Annotated in this window: 19 protein-coding genes; all 19 read left to right on the forward strand. The window is 56.6% G+C overall.

The genetic code is table 11. The annotated features are described in order from the left end of the window. Window position 1 precedes the first annotated feature (1 nt). The 19 genes from JQN59_RS20280 (at window position 2) to JQN59_RS20370 (ending at window position 14,998) form a co-directional block, all read left to right on the forward strand. A complete protein-coding gene (locus tag JQN59_RS20280; protein WP_149607558.1) occupies window positions 2–1,285 on the forward strand; it encodes a ParB family protein in 1,284 nt (427 codons plus the stop codon). After that, a complete protein-coding gene (locus JQN59_RS20285; protein WP_149607557.1) occupies window positions 1,269–1,826 on the forward strand; it encodes a DUF2857 domain-containing protein in 558 nt (185 codons plus the stop codon). Before JQN59_RS20280 ends, JQN59_RS20285 begins: the two co-directional genes overlap by 17 nt. Continuing rightward, window positions 1,816–2,688 (forward strand): STY4528 family pathogenicity island replication protein, encoded by an 873-nt coding sequence (locus tag JQN59_RS20290; protein WP_149607556.1) that lies wholly within the window; start codon window positions 1,816–1,818, stop codon window positions 2,686–2,688. Before JQN59_RS20285 ends, JQN59_RS20290 begins: the two co-directional genes overlap by 11 nt. 30 nt (window positions 2,689–2,718) lie before the next feature. After that, window positions 2,719–3,459 (forward strand): PFL_4669 family integrating conjugative element protein, encoded by a 741-nt coding sequence (locus JQN59_RS20295; protein WP_239484199.1) that lies wholly within the window; start codon window positions 2,719–2,721, stop codon window positions 3,457–3,459. Beyond that, complete coding sequence (locus JQN59_RS20300; protein WP_149607555.1) at window positions 3,449–3,874, forward strand: DUF3158 family protein; 426 nt, start codon at window positions 3,449–3,451, stop codon at window positions 3,872–3,874. Before JQN59_RS20295 ends, JQN59_RS20300 begins: the two co-directional genes overlap by 11 nt. A 191-nt stretch (window positions 3,875–4,065) precedes the next feature. Beyond that, on the forward strand, window positions 4,066–5,871 hold the full coding sequence (locus JQN59_RS20305; RefSeq protein WP_149607554.1) for a DNA topoisomerase III: 1,806 nt from the start codon (window positions 4,066–4,068) through the stop codon (window positions 5,869–5,871). 107 nt (window positions 5,872–5,978) lie between these two features. Next, complete coding sequence (locus JQN59_RS20310; protein ID WP_001561310.1) at window positions 5,979–6,161, forward strand: hypothetical protein; 183 nt, start codon at window positions 5,979–5,981, stop codon at window positions 6,159–6,161. Window positions 6,162–6,445: 284 nt separating this feature from the next. Further along, on the forward strand, window positions 6,446–6,889 hold the full coding sequence (locus tag JQN59_RS20315; RefSeq protein WP_149607553.1) for an STY4534 family ICE replication protein: 444 nt from the start codon (window positions 6,446–6,448) through the stop codon (window positions 6,887–6,889). A gap of 70 nt (window positions 6,890–6,959) precedes the next feature. Then, window positions 6,960–7,346, forward strand: a complete 387-nt coding sequence (locus JQN59_RS20320) for a hypothetical protein (protein WP_149607552.1) — start codon at window positions 6,960–6,962, stop codon at window positions 7,344–7,346. A 99-nt stretch (window positions 7,347–7,445) separates the two neighbouring features. Continuing rightward, window positions 7,446–8,117: a PFGI-1 class ICE element type IV pilus protein PilL2 gene (gene pilL2 / locus JQN59_RS20325; RefSeq protein WP_239484200.1), complete on the forward strand. Its 672-nt coding sequence runs from the start codon at window positions 7,446–7,448 to the stop codon at window positions 8,115–8,117. 3 nt (window positions 8,118–8,120) lie between these two features. After that, entirely contained in the window at window positions 8,121–8,795 is a 675-nt protein-coding gene (locus JQN59_RS20330) for a TIGR03759 family integrating conjugative element protein (RefSeq protein ID WP_149607550.1), read from the forward strand. Next, window positions 8,774–9,292, forward strand: a complete 519-nt coding sequence (locus JQN59_RS20335; RefSeq protein ID WP_149607549.1) for a transglycosylase SLT domain-containing protein — start codon at window positions 8,774–8,776, stop codon at window positions 9,290–9,292. The genes JQN59_RS20330 and JQN59_RS20335 overlap by 22 nt, the downstream gene beginning before the upstream one ends. Next, a complete protein-coding gene (gene traD, locus JQN59_RS20340; RefSeq protein WP_149607548.1) occupies window positions 9,289–11,307 on the forward strand; it encodes a type IV conjugative transfer system coupling protein TraD in 2,019 nt (672 codons plus the stop codon). The genes JQN59_RS20335 and traD overlap by 4 nt, the downstream gene beginning before the upstream one ends. Next, entirely contained in the window at window positions 11,304–11,936 is a 633-nt protein-coding gene (locus tag JQN59_RS20345; protein WP_149607547.1) for a DUF4400 domain-containing protein, read from the forward strand. Before traD ends, JQN59_RS20345 begins: the two co-directional genes overlap by 4 nt. A 211-nt stretch (window positions 11,937–12,147) precedes the next feature. Beyond that, window positions 12,148–12,336, forward strand: a complete 189-nt coding sequence (locus JQN59_RS20350; protein ID WP_064151388.1) for a hypothetical protein — start codon at window positions 12,148–12,150, stop codon at window positions 12,334–12,336. A 20-nt stretch (window positions 12,337–12,356) separates the two neighbouring features. After that, window positions 12,357–13,961 (forward strand): anti-phage dCTP deaminase, encoded by a 1,605-nt coding sequence (locus JQN59_RS20355; RefSeq protein WP_149607546.1) that lies wholly within the window; start codon window positions 12,357–12,359, stop codon window positions 13,959–13,961. Between the two features lie 175 nt (window positions 13,962–14,136). Beyond that, a complete protein-coding gene (locus JQN59_RS20360) occupies window positions 14,137–14,445 on the forward strand; it encodes an integrative conjugative element protein, RAQPRD family (RefSeq protein ID WP_149607545.1) in 309 nt (102 codons plus the stop codon). Next, a complete protein-coding gene (locus tag JQN59_RS20365) occupies window positions 14,438–14,671 on the forward strand; it encodes a TIGR03758 family integrating conjugative element protein (protein ID WP_049106822.1) in 234 nt (77 codons plus the stop codon). Before JQN59_RS20360 ends, JQN59_RS20365 begins: the two co-directional genes overlap by 8 nt. A 9-nt stretch (window positions 14,672–14,680) precedes the next feature. Beyond that, complete coding sequence (locus JQN59_RS20370) at window positions 14,681–14,998, forward strand: TIGR03745 family integrating conjugative element membrane protein (protein ID WP_032214526.1); 318 nt, start codon at window positions 14,681–14,683, stop codon at window positions 14,996–14,998. Window positions 14,999–15,018: the final 20 nt, after the last annotated feature.

The following is a 15,018-nucleotide window of genomic DNA, read 5'->3' on the forward strand; positions in this document are numbered from 1 at the left end:
TATGTGCGCTTCACACCTGCTCAACCGCTGGCTTCACGGTGCCAGCAATATCGGAGAACAGGAGATGGTCCAGGTCAGTCTGGAGCAAATCCAGCCGTTCTCTCTCAATCCCCGTGTCACCCGCAACCCCGGCTATGACGTACTGAAAGCGTCAATTCTCGCCCGCGGGCTGGATAACCCGCCGGTGTTGACCCGTCGCCCCGGTGATGAAAAATATATGCTCGCCAGCGGCGGGAATACGCGCCTCGCCATCCTTAATGAACTGTGGCAGGAGACACAGGATGAGCGTTACCACCGCGTCTGCTGGCCGTTCAGACCGTGGCCGGAAACACTGTCACCTCAGCAGGGCGAAGTACAGTGCCTGATCGGCCATCTGGCCGAAAGCGACCTGCATAACGGATTGATGTTTATCGAACGGGCGGAAGGAGTCCTGCACCTGCGCGATCTTTACCTCGAGGCAGGCATTGAATGCCCGACGCAGCTGGCGCTGGCGGAGCAACTGACCCGCGACGGCTATCCCGTCAGCCAGTCGCAAATCAGCCGGATGTTACAGACCGTCGACTGGCTGCTGCCCTGCATCCCTAACGCGCTATACGGCGGCCTCACCCGTAAGGTTATCGATCGCCTGCTGGCGCTACGCAGCGCGGCGGAACAGGTCTGGGCAAAGCTGATGCCGCTGGAACGCCAGCCAGAATTTGCCGACCTGTTCAGCACCGCCCTCGCCACCTTCAACGGCGAGCCGGAAGCCGTGGTACCGCAACTGGTGCAGGACGAACTGCTCGGCGAGATGAGCTGTCGCAGCGGCATGAGCTGGAATACGTTGCTGGCGAAACTGACCGATGGACAGAGCAAGCGGCAGGCGCTGCTGGGGCCCCCGGTCGAAAAGGTCCTCTGGCCGCCACCGCCGGAAGCGGAAAAAGCACCACTACCAGAGCCTGAGCCACCGACTGAACCCGCCGCGCCCGATGAGCCAAAGCCCTCACCGCTGGTGCATACGGCACAGTCACTGTTTGCCTGCTGGGGACTGGACGCCTGTATCCAACCGGACGACAGCGCTCCGGCCGGTTTCACCCTCGCGCCTTGCCACGATTTTCCCCACCCGGCGGCACAGCGCTGCTATCAGGTGCTGGCGGCCCTGAATGGCGACACCAGTACGCCGATGCCCGCCCTCGAATTGCTGTTGTCGCCGGACTACAACAACGCTCAGATCCAGCAACTGATGCAGCTTATCAGCCTGTGCCGCCAGCGACGGCTGCGGGAGGTTCGCCATGACGCCCTCAGTTAACCAGGCAGTCCTCACCCACATCGTCCAGGCGCTGAAGGAGGGGCAGATCCGCTACTGCGAATCGCTCGGCTTCAGCCCGCAGGAGCTGTACGAGCTGACGCGCCTTACCGCCGACGACATCCTGTTTCTCAGCAACAGCGCGGTGCAGTTCATCACCACCCACATTGACCACGAGATGCTGGGCCGGATGCTGGCGAGGATGGAGCAGGAGCGGCTGTTCCAGCAGCGTCTGGAGGAAGCGCTGTCGCTCGGCGCGTCCATCGAATTCATCAATCACTATTTTGGCCTTTCCACGCCGGAAGTCTGCGCCCGGCGACGGCTGATTGGCCTGTTTGTCCGGCAAGGGCGCAACAATGCTCCGGATGAGCAGGTGGAGACGCTGGTGTGGAACGAGTGGCAGAAGACGGGCGTGAAAAAGCTCGACTCACCCGAAGCGCTGACCGCCATGATGGCAATGGCCCGCGAACACGATCTGTCGCTGACGGTCATCTGGAACCTGCTGCGCCAGTGGACTCAGGAGAAGCTGCTGCATGAAGAGTGACGATCGGCTGCTGTTTCTCGGCAACCCGCAGCAGAGCGTGCCGAAGCGCCTGCTGCTGGCGCGCAACCTCTCCCCGCGCGACAAGTTCACGTGGCAACTGCTGCGCCTGCACGCCCGCGACGACGGCAGCGGCGTCTTCCCCTCCTACAACGAACTACAGGGCTGGCTCTCTGACCAGCCTGAAGGCGAGAAGGCCTCGCGCAGCACCGTCAGCAACGCGCTGATGATGCTGCGGATCACCCGCTGGCTGAGTCTGTGCCAGCGACTGCGCGACGAGCAAAGCGGCAGGATCACCGGCAACCTCTACGCCTTGCATGATGCACCACTGACTCATGCTGATGCCTGCCGGATGGACAGCGAATATCTGGCGCTGCTTACGGCCAGTTCCCGCCACCGCAACCGGCGTATCCGCAACATCGCCATCGGGCTGCTGCTCACCCTGCAACAACCTGTGAACAGTGGACGAACCTGCACTGAGTCTCCATTGAAGACCGCCCCTGGTCTTAATCGAGGACTCAGTAAAAAATGCCCGAGTCTTCAATTAAGACTCAGTGATGTGGCGGGGGCTGGCGGGCAGCCGGAGCCACATTGCGTACATACTGGTACAGATTTAAACAATAAACATCAAAAGCGTACGCAACTGCTGCACTGGCCTGTGGATAATCCCTTCAGCGCCAGCGAGCGCCGCGCCGCCGAACGCGCGATGCGCAATCTGGATCCCGCTCTCTGCCAGCAGGTGCTGGACGACTGCCTGTGGCGGATCGCCGCCCACGATATCCACCGCCCCCTCGCCTACCTGCTGGCAACGCTGGAGAAAGCCAGACGGGGCGAGTTCAATCAGCTTCGGCGCAGGCGCAGATAGCCCTGATTTTATGCGCACCGCATAAATCCGGTGTACCAACTATCAATCAAACCTCATTCATCGGCGAAATTAACTTTCTGTGAACCAGATGGATTTCCTGTCGCCTGGCTCATTGCGCGGACCGACACTGCGGGCATCAGAAACCATGGAGAATTTCCGATGCCTGGCACAACCCTGTTCAGCGATATCCGCATCACCCTGCACACCCGCGTCGCCGCCCGGCTGTGGCAGGCGCATCCCACTGGCATGCTGCTCTGTCTGGCGTTACTCAGACGTCTGCTGCGCGCCGAAGAGGCCGACGATCCGTGGGCCGCCCACTGGCTGAAGCAACTGCGCATCCGCCTGAACCTGATTGCACACCTGCTGAAGCAAAAAAACCGTCGTTTGGACCAAGCCTTCGCCAGCCTGCCGGGCGCTATCCACACCACGCAGGTCAGTAACCCGTCCCCAACCGAATTCATCCTGCCGCTGGCGCTGTTCTCACCGCCCGGTTCGCGCCTGCTGCAACAGTTGATTGATTACGATCTGCTGGTCCGCCGCACTCTGCTTGCCTGGCACCTCGGTCTTATCACCCAGGCGGAGAAGCGCGATTTCATTGCCACCATCCCACGCCTGGTGCTCCAGGTGTTCAGCTTCGTGAACCGCTTTCGCACCACTGGCGTGACCCGCGCCGACGTGCGGGCGAACAGTCCGCTGGCGCAGACGATGGCGCATAAGCTCGGAAATTTGCCCAAAAAGATACTTGCGGATATACAGCGCGATGTTCAATGACGATGATGATGAATGCTCCGCCCGCAAAAGCTCGCTAAAGGGCCTTTTAAAGGCCTTTAAGGGTAAGGGAGAGCTGCGAGCGCTGGTGCAGGAATTACAGACGCTGCGCGCACAACTGCAACAATGCCAGCCGGTGCTAAAACAGGCGGTATATGAACTGCCGGGGCGTAATGTACCGCTGATCCTGTGCAGTAACCCGGCACGCTCCGGCGTCAGCTATCTGCGCTGGCGTAATCTGGACAACAACCGTTCGGGAGGCGTGGCGTTGCAGGAAGCCATTCAACAGCCGGACGCGAGCGATGAACTGCGCAACGCGCTGATGACGCTCGAATGGCAGCGGCAGGTGCTGAATACGCAGCTTTCGGTGGTGATGTTTATGCTGCGGCGGATACAGCCGTTAACCACGCAGGTTTAAAATTTTGCGCAAAGTTAAACCCTGAGTGTCACTTTAGCGAAAATTTTAAACTCACCTCATGCACCTAAAAACAGGCACTATCCGCTTAATGCACGTTTTAAGGTGCAATTTTTACCTTCGCCCTCCAGTTCCCCCTGTCGCCTTATCCCTCCGGCACACCATGCTGAACTCCCTTTCACCGGAGACAGCCCATGCAACTTTACCTGTGCGAAAAACCCTCTCAGGCGCGCGATATCGCCCGCGTTCTTGACGCCCGTAACCGCAGCGACGGCTACCTGCATAACGCCACCGTGACCATCACCTGGTGCTTCGGCCATCTGCTGAGCATGGCCGCGCCGGAGGATTACGATCCAGCGCTGAAACACTGGCGGGCAGAGCATCTGCCGTTGATTCCCCCGGCGTGGCGGCTGGTGATCCGCCCGGAGGTACGCAAGCAGTTCCGTATCATCGAAAAGCTACTGAAACAGGCGGATGCAGTGGTGATTGCCACCGACGCCGACCGCGAAGGCGAAACCATCGCCCGCGAAATTCTGGAACAATGCCGCTGGCGCGGTCCGGTCCAGCGGCTATGGCTGTCAGCGCTGGATGAGGCCAGTATCCACAAGGCGCTTGCAGAGCTGCGACCCGGCGACAGCACGTTTCCGCTGTACCAGGCCGGACTGGCGCGCGCCCGCGCCGACTGGCTGGTCGGCATCAACATGACCCGCGCCTGCACGCTAATGAACCGGCGGCACAAGGGCGTGCTCTCCGTGGGCCGGGTGCAGACGCCAACCCTGCGCCTGGTGGTGGAACGCGACCGGGAGATCGCCCGCTTCACGCCCCGCCCCTGGTGGCGGGTAGATGCCCGACTGCATGCTGAAGGAGCATCTTTCCTTGCACAGTGGCAGCCGGATAGTGCGTACTGTGACGACGAAGGCCGCTGTATCCGCGAATCCGCCGCCCGTGAGGCCACGGCACGCCTGCAACAGGCCGGAACCGCGTTGGTACTGGACGTGACAACCCGGCGGGAGAAAACACCGCCACCGCTGGCCTTCACCCTCAGCGCCCTGCAACAGGTCTGCTCAAAACAGTGGGGCATGGGCGCACAGGAGGTACTGGATATCGCCCAGCGCCTGTATGAGACCCATAAGGCCACCACCTACCCGCGCACTGACTGCGGATATCTGCCACTCTCCATGCACGCTGAAGCGCCGCAGGTGCTGGCCGCGCTGGTTGCCAGCGACACCTCACTCCAGCCCCTCGCCACGCAGCTAAATTTGCAGCAGCGCTCCCGTCTGTGGGACGACAGCAAAATCACCGCCCACCACGGCATCATCCCGACCCGTAAAACGGTAGATCTGACGCAGCTAAACGACAGCGAGCGCAAGGTCTACGGCCTGGTACGTAGCCATTTTCTGGCGCAGTTTCTGCCGGACCATGAGGTGGATAAAACCGACCTGCGCCTGAACTGCGCCGGGGAAACGCTGGCTGCCCGTGGCTCAGTAGTGATTGTCAGCGGCTGGCGACAACTGTTTTTGCGCGAGATGGCAACCCAATCGCCGGAAGAAACGCAGGCACTTCCCGCCCTGCCACAGGGACAAACCTGCCAGGTGGAACAGGTGGACGTTCGCGCCCGCCAGACCCAACCGCCGGAGCACTACACGGAAGGGACGCTGATTGCAGCGATGAAAAATGCCGCCCGTTTTGTCAGCAATGAGCGCCTGAAGCAGCGGCTGAAAGAGAACGCCGGTATTGGCACCGAAGCCACCCGCGCCGGGATTATCCAGACACTGCTTAAGCGCGGTTATCTGATTAAGCAGCGCCGCTTTCTGCTGGCAACGGATACCGCCAGCACACTGATTGACGCCCTGCCGGAAACGCTGAAAGATCCCGGCACCACTGCGCTGTGGGAGCAGATGCTGGATGACATCGCGACGGGGAAAATGGGGCTGGAGGCGTTTCTGGCGCAACAAGAGCAAAACGTCACGGACCTGATTAAATCATTACGAAACGGATAAATAGCCTGTCTCCTACATCACACTTTTACTTTTCCCTGATTGCTCGTTCAAATTAGCAGTCTGATGATCCTCCCTGAGGAATATTCCTCATTTTTCGGAGTGTTAAGATGGCCAAGAATACCGGAGACGGTTATCGCAAGGGCTCTGTTACAGACCGCACACAGGTTCAGAATCCGCAGAATGGCAACTACACCAAACGCGATACAACGACAGGTCGCTTTATCGACCAGAAGCAGGACGGCACTCCCTTTAAAGGTGTCGCCAAAGAAGTCGATGACCGCCGGAAATAATATTTAGCTACCTTTTAGGGCCTTAGTTATTAAGGCCTTTTTGCATTCTGTACTACCAACTTTCACGCCTTAAAAACAATTCCCCCTTTCGCTTCCCCCAGCCAAAGATTCAACTAAACAGGTCAACCCCAAAACCCGCCATGCATTCCTGAAACGCGGAGGCGCACAGCGCGGAATGCCCGTACTGCCAGTAACTCTGAGGCCTTACAGCCAATGAGCCAAACCCGAAGCGGGGCGTTCCCGCGCATGGGGCGACTCCGCATCTTCAACACGGAGACACCACCATGAACGATACCCACTACTTCAACCTGTACACCAGCGGTCTGGGCTACCTCAACCGGATCCGGGAAGTGACCCCGAAAAAAGGCGAACCGTTCCTGTGCTGCGACATTGCCGCACTGCGGGGCGAAGCCAGCAACGCGGAGCACACCTGGTTCGACTGCCGCGTCAGCGGCAAGGAAGCGCAGAAACTGGTGCGCCGCTGTATCGACGCCTGCGAGCAGAAACGCAAGGTGCTGATCCAGTTCCGCCTCGGTGATTTATATGCCGACACCTTTGTCTACAGCAAAGGCGACCATAAAGGCGAAACAGGCGTCAGCCTGAAGGCCCATCTGCTGCACATCGGGCTCATCAAAATTGACGGTGAAGAGGTTTACCGGGCAGAACGCGAAGCGGAATCCCAGCCAGCGCCAGCCACACCGCCAGCAGAGTCTGTACCGCAGTTCTGACACACAGCATTCACCCTGCCGGGGAAATTCCCCGTCGGGGCGTTTCCCTGGCCTTTTACCGGAGAGACGCATGATGAATACCGTATTGAACTCACGCGAAGAAGCCCTTAACCGGGGCAAACTGATTAACCTTGATGACGAGGCGCTGGACGCCGGCTTGCCGCTGGATCTGGCCATTACCCTTCCGGCCCACAAGCACTGTCTGGAAGGCCGGGATGAAAACGCCAGAAAGGAGTTACTGAAAGGCGTTGAAATGGCGGTGATAGTGACGTTTATCGCCCGAATGCCGCCACAACGCACGATCCGTATCGATTACCGCTCGGTGTTGGCGCAGAAAACCAACGGCAGCACGCAGCAGCAGCAGACCGCCAGGCTGACGTTACGCGTTCATTTTTCTGAGCAAGGCATCCCCATCGCCGCCACGCTGGGGCTGATGGGGGAAAGATTCCCTTACTGATCTGATTTCGCGCCCGGAACCGGGCGCTATTTTTTGACGCCACAAACAGTTGTCAGTAGTCCCTTCCCCTCTCATCCTGCACGCTCCTGTCAAAGCCCTGTGGAGGATACTATGAAACGACTGCTGATAGCCCTGCTCCTGTTTATTTTCAACGGCGTGGCCACCGCCTCCCCAACCACGCCAGAAGTCGTCCGCTACGACCGCTACCTGCTGGTCAGCACGTCACCGCAACAGCCGCCACTCGAACAGCTTACCGCCCTGTCCGTTCCGCCCGGTTTTCACCCGACGATCGGGGAAGCGCTGCAGTACCTGCTGCGCGACAGCGGCTGGTCTTTGTGTCTCGCCGATGCGCGCCGGGCGCAGCTTTATGGGCTCCCGTTACCATTAAGCCAGTACAACACCGGCCCGCTGCGCCTGAAGAGCGCCCTGCAACTGTTGGCTGGCCCGGCATGGCAGATGACCGCTGACGAAAACCGCCGCGAAGTCTGTTTCACCAGCGACCATTCCCTCCCCCCGACGGTGGCTTACCGTCATCCCGTGCCCCTCCGCCCTTTGGGGCCGTTAACGGCCCCGTTTTTTCTCGCCGGGATCCTGCAGCGTGGTGATATCCACCTGGCCGCAATTGTGCCGCCGGAGGCCATTTACCTCCATCAGGTGGTGTGGCTGCGCAAGGGAGAACGGTGGCATGGCTGGCGGCTGGTGCGGTTTGATGAGCATCGGGCGGTATTCCGCCACGGTAAACGCCAGCTGACGCTGAAAGTACCGGAGTAAGCGATGAAACGCCTGGTTCCTCTGTTACTCTTCACCGCCAGCGCGTGGGCGCAACCGCTTCAAGTGCAGACCAGCCAGAATACGGACTCTGCACTCAGACCGCTGACCACACAACAGCAGGCCACCGTCTGGGGCGTCACGCAGGAAGAGTGGCAGCGCTATCTCACGCTGAAACAGCAGGCGCGCGGCGTCTGGTCGCCGGGGCTCGATCCGCTAACCACGCTGGGTGTGGAGGCCGAAAGCGACCATGAGCGCCAGCGCTTCGCCGAACTGCTGGTCAGGCAGGAGTACCGGCGGCTGGAGAAGGAACTTGCCTTCCAGCGCGCCTATGACGCCGCCTGGCAACGCCTCTATCCGGGCCTGACGCCGCTGAAAACCACCTCCACCAGCACTTCCCGCGTTTCGCTGTTTGTCCAGGATGACTGCCCGCCCTGCGACAGCCTGCTACGTACCCTGCTGGCGCAGCAGCGTCCGCTGGATATCTGGCTGGTCGGAAGCGTTGGCGATGATAACCTGGTGCGACGCTGGGCGAGGGCGCATGGTATTGACGCAAAGCTGGTGAGTGAACACAGCATCACGCTTAACCACGACGCGGGCCGCTGGCTGCTTTTAGGGCAGAGCAAAATCCCGGTAGCGCTGGAACGTAAGGGGGAGCAATGGCGCGAGGTCCTGCCCTGATCCTGCTACTGCCCTGTCTGGCGCTGGCGCAGCCTCTGCCGCAAGCGTACCTGCGCGCCGCAGAGCATTTCCGCGTGCCGCCGGAACTACTGTGGGCCGTAACACAGACCGAAAGCGGGGCAAACCTGAGCGGCAAACATCGCCCGTGGCCGTGGACGCTCAATATCAAAGGCACCGGCTACCGCTACGCCAGCCGGGAGCAGGCCTGTCAGGCGCTGCTGGCCGCGATCCGCCGTACCAGCCCGAAGCGCATTGATGTGGGGCTCGGGCAAATCAATATCGGCTGGCACCGGGCGTATTTTGACTCTCCCTGCGACGCCTTGCATCCCCTGCAGAACCTGTCGCTCACCGCGCAGTTGCTGCGTCAGCGCTACGATGAACGTCCCGGAAGCTGGCTCAATGCCGCCGCCCGCTATCACCATCCTGCTGGCGGCGCGCCCGCCGCACGCTACCGCAAGCTGGTCAGCCGCCATCTGCAACAGGCCGCACCGCCATGAGCCGTTACGCGCTGGAAGCGCTGCTGCGCCCGCCTGTGGAGTTTTACAGCACCGTCACCACCAGCTGTGGCGCGTTAATCTGCCTGACGCAGGCCCCGCTGCTGATGCTGACACCGTGGCAAGCCCACCTGCTGGCATGTGCCCTGTTGCTGCTGGCCCTGCGACGTGGCTGGCAGGGCTGGCACATCGTGCGCTACCACCGTAACCTCCTGCGCCTGCCGCGCTACGCGCTCACCAGCCGGAAAGTCCCGGTCAGCCACCAGCGGCTGTTTCTCGGTAAAGGCTTTCGCTGGCTACCCATTCACACCCAACGTCTGTACGACTGCCTGCAACCGGAGGCCGCACGCTGGCTGCGCCCGGGATGGTGTTACCGTCTGGCAAGACACATCGAAAAACGCAGCGAGCATACCCAGCCCGGGCTTGCCCGCCTGCTCAGCGCCGATCGCTGGCTGAACCCGGTGCGTCCGCTGCCGCCCGTCGGCGGCAATCCGTGGTTGCACGGCGTGGAGCTGAAAGAGTGCGACATCACCCTGCCGCTCAGTGAACGCCCCGGCCACACACTGGTGCTCGGCACCACCCGCGTCGGCAAAACCCGGCTGGCGGAACTGCTCGCCACTCAGGACATCCGACGCGGTGAAGTGGTGATCGTTTTCGATCCGAAAGGCGACGCGGATCTGCTGAAGCGTCTGTGGACAGAGGCGCAGCACGCCGGACGCGGAGACCGCTTTATCCTGTTCCATCTTGCGTATCCGGAGATCTCCGCCCGCTACAACGCCATCGGGCGCTTTGGCCGCATCTCGGAAGTGGCATCGCGCCTCACCGGACAGCTTTCCGGCGAAGGCAACTCGGCGGCCTTCCGCGAGTTCGCCTGGCGCTTTGTGAATATCATCGCCCGCGCCCTCGTGGCGCTCGGACAGCGTCCCGACTATCAGTTAATTTCCCGCCATGTCGTCAATATCGACGCCCTGTTTATCGACTATGCCCGCATCGTGCTGCCGCGTCACAACGCGCGGGCGTGGGAAGTGGTGGCGCAACTGGCGGAGCGCGTTAACGACAAAAACACGCCGCGCCATATGCTGGGCCGCGATCCTCACGTGGTGGCGCTGGAGCAGTACCTCAACGCGGAGAAATTATACGATCCGATCCTCGACGGCCTGCTCTCGGCGGTGCGCTATGACAAAACCTACTTCGACAAAATTGTCGCCTCGCTGCTGCCGCTGCTGGAAAAGCTGACGACCGGCACGCTCGCCGCCCTGCTCGCCCCGGACTATCACGATCTGGACGACGAGCGACCGATCCTCGACTGGCAGCAGGCGATCCGCCAGAAGGCGGTAGTCTATGTCGGGCTGGACGCGCTCTCCGATGCGGTGGTCGCTGCCGCCGTCGGCAACTCAATGTTTGCTGACCTGGTGAGCGTCGCCGGACATCTCTACAAGTTTGGTCTGAATGATGGACTGCCCGGCAACAGTGAAAAACCGCCGCCTATCAACCTGCATTGCGATGAGTTTAATGAACTGATGGGCGAGGAGTTTATTCCGCTGGTCAACAAGGGCGGCGGCGCAGGTATTCAGGTCACTGCCTACACGCAGACGCTGAGTGATATTCAGGCCCGCATCGGCAGCGCGCCGAAGGCAGGCCAGGTGGTAGGTAACTTCAACAATCTGATTATGCTGCGGGTGCGCGAAACCGCCACCGCCGAACTGCTGACAAAGCAACTGCCACAGGTCGAAGTGCGCAGCCGCCAGGTGAGTTCCGGCGTCACCGACACGCCGGGCGGCATCAACAGCTTTACCAGCAATACCCGCGAGCAGGTAACCACCAGTAATGTGCCGCTACTCGATACCGCCGCGCTGATCCAGCTTCCCAAAGGCCAGGCCTTTGCCCTGCTTGAAGGCGGTCAGCTATGGAAAATCCGTCTGCCGCTGCCCGTAGCGGATAAACACTACCCACTACCGGAGTCCGTCGCGCAACTGGCGGCATGGATGCAGGCGCGCCAGCAGGGGCAGGTGGAATGAGTGAGCAGCGAACGCCTCCGTCACGCCCACCACAGGGACCGATTGGCTGGCTGCTGTCGCTGACCGGGCGGCTCATCGGGCTGGTTATTGGCGCGCTGGTGCTACGGGTCGTGCTGGAACTGGCGGGGCTCTATTTCTGGTGGCCGCATGAGGGAAGCGAGCATGTTTTCCAGGTGATGAGGCGGGAGCAGGTGGAACTGGTTAGTGCTTTGCAATCGCATCCATCGGGGAATGACATTGTGATACTGCTGGAAAAAGGGGCAACTCGCGTACTTATGGTCAACAGGCTCCTGCAAAAACCGCTCACCGCCCTGGCTTACACGCTGCTGAGTTTTATGTTGCGCCTGACATGGCTTGCCGCCATGCTCCCACTGATTTGCCTGTGTGTTGTAATCGGGCTGACCGAAGGTCTGGTACAACGGGATTTGAGGCGGTTTGGCTCCGGGCTCGAATCTACATTCCTTCACCGTTATGTCATCAGGTCCGGCAGTTCGGTCGCCACAACGCTTTGGGTGTGTTATCTGGCGCAGCCGCTGTTCCTGCCTGCAATGCTGATTTTACTGCCCACCGCTTTATGGTCCGGGATAACGGTATGGATGGCAGCAGGGAGTTTTAAACGGTGGTTATAAACACAATAAAACACTAAAAAATTCATATTGTTATATAAAAACACATTAATATATGCATCAACTGTTGTACTTAGTTGGAACCAAATGCACAACGATGAACTAATGGAATGGACAAAGGATGATTATAGGATTATAGGTGTAATAGATTACAGTGTAATCCTTGACATAAACTTGGGGATTTGTACTATGCACTGCGCTTACAGGAGGAAGTATGTCAGTTGAAAATGAAGGTGTTGTGTATGTCAATTTTAAATCGGTCTCGCAAAGTTCTGATCGTGAGAAAACGATTTTTGAAGGATATGAGACCACTACCCATTCAACGATAGTAACTATCGAAGAATATGAAAGAAAAAAAATTATAGATGAATTAGTAGAGCGGGCTGAAAGTATAATTTGGTAAATAATTTGGTGTAATCGCAAATGACGAACACAGCAATAGCGGAAAAAGAATCAAAAAACCAGTCGATGGATGATGATTCGACAAAGAAAAAATCCATTGATTTCATAAAATCCAGACAGTCAAAAACCCTTATAATTGGCATATGTGGCACTGTTGGTTCCGGTTTTAGGTCACTCGTCGAGACTGTAAAGGAAGAATTAGATATTTATGATTATGATACTCATACCATTAGAGTTAGTGATATAATCACAGATCTTTCTAAGAAACACTCGAAACTTGATGAACTAATTATTAGCAATGCTGCAGAGCGTTATCTAAAATTACAAAAGCAAGGTAACTTAATCAGGGAAACAATAGAAACCACTTATTTATCTCAAGCGGTAATTAGCGAAATAACCAGAATAAAAGCTGAAATAAAGGTAAAAAAAAGTATTCTTCCTGAAAAAAAAGATATTGGTAAAGTTGCATTTATTATTGACCAATTAAAACATCCTCATGAAGTTGAGCTACTTCGATTAATATATCCACATAATTTTTATCTGTTTGGTATGCTTAGAAGTGAAAGCGAACGAATTATAAACTTAAGAGATGAGGGTATATCAACAAATGATATTTACAAGATAATTACTGAGGATAAGAAGTCCGAGAAAAAAACCGGCCAGCAAACTGAAAAAACGATATTAGATTCCGATTTTTTTATCAACAATAATTCAGGTAATAAGTCATTACAAAAACAAGCAATTTCGCGATGCATTGCATTGATTCATGGTAAGAATGGCATAACTCCTACACGTGATGAGAAAGGCATGTATACTGCTTTTTCTGCTTCTCTAACATCTGCCTGTCTTTCAAGACAAGTCGGAGCAGCTATTTTAAACGATGATGGCGATATTATAGCCACAGGACGTAATGATGTCCCTAAATCTTTTGGTGGGCTATATTATGAAACGGGAAACATTGCTGACGATCATCGCTGCATTCATAAGGGAGGCCATTGTTTCAACGATGAACATAAAAATAAAATCAGAGAGAAGTTTGAATCAATTTTAAAAAATTATAACATTTTTACTAACGAAGATCCGAGATCTTCTGAAGATGAACTACCTCGTATGCCCAAAGCGGTCTCATCTAGCGAAATTGCTGACCTATTATTTAATGAAACGCCGGTGTCTTCTATAATAGAATACTCACGAGCGATCCATGCAGAAATGGATGCAATTACTTCTCTAGCAAGAAACCCTAGTGAAAGTACAAAAGGCAAAATTTTATATTCTACAACATATCCCTGCCATAATTGTGCACGGCATATTGTGGCATCAGGAATTAAAAAGGTTGTTTTTATAGAACCTTATGAAAAAAGCTTAGCATTAAGATTACATAACGATGCTATTAGTGAATTAAATGAAGCAGATAAAGTAAACTTTTTGTTATTTGAAGGTGTATCACCAAGACGATATCAAAAATTCTTCTTGGCCACTGGAGATAGAAAAGACGAAAATGGAAAAGCTAGACAATTAACATCTAAATATGGAAATCATATAGACATCCAATTTCTTGATGCTCCAGATGATTATGAATTGAAAATTCATGAAGATTTCACGAAAAGTTTTTCGTCATCTGATTAACTTATGATCCATGGCTCGCAAACGTGTTGACGCGAGCCAGAATAAAATGCAACCCATTGTTTTAATTGAACTTCAACATACCAATCAAGCATCTTTTATTATTGAATAATAATTTACAGATCCCATCTGATTGAATTTTTCTTATTATCACTCCGGTATTCACGGAGTGATATAAATGAACAGAATTACACTACTAAATGTATCTATTCTTCTTCTCCAAGGAGTTGCAATCGCCTCCCCGGAATCCACCCAGCTAGCCCTCGCGCTAAAGCAACTCGACGGCGTGAAAACCTCGCTGGAACGCGCCCAAACCAGTGCCAGTACCGATCCACAGTCGCGCTACCTCTTCGACTACTTACAGGCACAGCAGGACATCGCCACCGTTGAGCAGGGCATCCGCCGTTACCTTGCCCCGGAGAGGGCGCAGCCGCGCGCTATTCAGCCCCTGATCACCAGCTACCAGCGGGAGCATCCCGATGACTGACTCGCAACTCGCCGCCTTTCAGGCCGCCAGCCTGAGCAAACCGGAGACCGTCAGCCTGCTCATACTCGGCCTGTTTACCAGCGTCCTGCTGCTGTGGTGCGCCTGGACGCTAATGGTCGCCTGGCAGGGTGTCTGCCGTCAGCGCCTGAGCTGGCAGAGTTTTGGCGCGGTGGCGGCCCGTTCACTGTTACTGGTGCTGGTCAGTTTCTGGCTGGTACTGAGCTGAGGAGGTATCATGCGCTGGCTTCTGTTACTGCTGTTCGCCGCATTTAACGCCCTCGCCGACCTGCCGACGATGGAAGATCCGTCGCGCGGCCAGGGCCAGGGCATTATGGAGACGCTGCAAAACTACGGTTTTGATATTGTGGTGCTGCTGGCGCTGGCCATCTGCGCCGTCGGTTTTCTGGTGGTGGCGAACAACTGCATTGCCACCTACTCGGAGATCCAGAGCGGACGCAAGCAGTGGAAAGATCTGGGCTCGATGGCGGGCGTCGGCAGCATTCTTCTGGTGGTCATCATCTGGCTGCTCAACCAGGCTTCGGACGTGCTGTGATATGGCGACTATCCCCTTTC

The organism is Citrobacter sp. B72, assembly GCF_016894305.1.
In the GTDB taxonomy this organism is placed as follows: Bacteria; Pseudomonadota; Gammaproteobacteria; order Enterobacterales; family Enterobacteriaceae; genus Citrobacter; species Citrobacter portucalensis.